The organism is Streptomyces nanshensis (assembly GCF_001751255.1).
Taxonomy (GTDB): Bacteria; Actinomycetota; Actinomycetes; order Streptomycetales; family Streptomycetaceae; genus Streptomyces; species Streptomyces nanshensis_A.
The window spans coordinates 1-899 of the sequence record NZ_LJGW01000516.1 but is presented as its reverse complement, the minus strand read 5'-3'; the positions used below and the strand labels follow the sequence as shown (position 1 = coordinate 899).

1 protein-coding gene is annotated in these 899 nt (G+C 75.5%); it reads right to left on the bottom strand.

From position 1 onward, the window contains the following. Positions 1–65 precede the first annotated feature (65 nt). Positions 66–899 (bottom strand): inositol-3-phosphate synthase (locus AN218_RS29310; protein ID WP_070020112.1); only part of this gene is annotated, 834 nt, incomplete at its 5' end.

Here is an 899-nt window from a genome sequence, read left to right as displayed (position 1 = left end):
GGCCGCGTCGGCGACACCGCCCGCACCGGCAGCACCGGCGATGCCGCCCGCTCCCCCGGCCCCGCTCATGCGGCGGCCCGCAGCCGCTCGGCGAGCGCGCACAACTCCCGCCACTGGCCTGGCAGATCGGCCGGACCGCCGTCGGGATCCTTGAAGTAGAAGCCCAGTCCGGGCACCGCTCCGGAGATCCCGGCCTCGTGTGCGCGGGCGAGAAGGCGGGCGAGGTCGAGGACGAGCGGTGCGGCGAGCGCCGAGTCACAGCCCTGCCAGATCGTCTGGAGCACCATGCGGGAGCCGAGGAAGCCGTCGAACGCCACGTGGTCCCAGGCCGTCTTCCAGTCGCCGAGCGCCGGTACGTCGTCGATGTGCAGCCGTCCCTCGGGCAGCGTGCCGAGATTGTCGCTGAGGACGCGTTCCTTGCCCGCGTTCTTCGCCGCCGCGGCTCCCGGATCGGCCAGTGCCGCGCCGTCGCCGCCGCCGAGCAGATTCGTCCCCGACCAGGCGAGCACGGGCAGCGCACGCTGCGCGAACATTGGCGCGAGCACGGAACGCAGCAGCGTCTGGCCCGTCTTGCCGTCCCGTCCCGCATGCGGCAGACCGCAGCGGCGTGCCGCCTCGCGCAGCCGCGGGTGGTGCAGCCCGGTGGAGGGCGTGAAGTTGACGTACGGGCACCCGGCGCGGAGCGCGGCGGCGGCGTAACGGGAGCTGGCGGGCAGCGCGGGGTCGCCGGCGTCCGGTGCGGCCTCCGTGGAGGCGACGTTGACGACGACGGTACGGGCGAGAGCGTGGTCGCGGGTGAAGTCCGCGATGTCGGCCGCGAGGGCGTCGACGAGGTCGTCCTCGCCGCGCGGATCGCCCGCTTCGGCGCCGGAGGGCCCGGGCGGGCCGCCGGGGAGCGG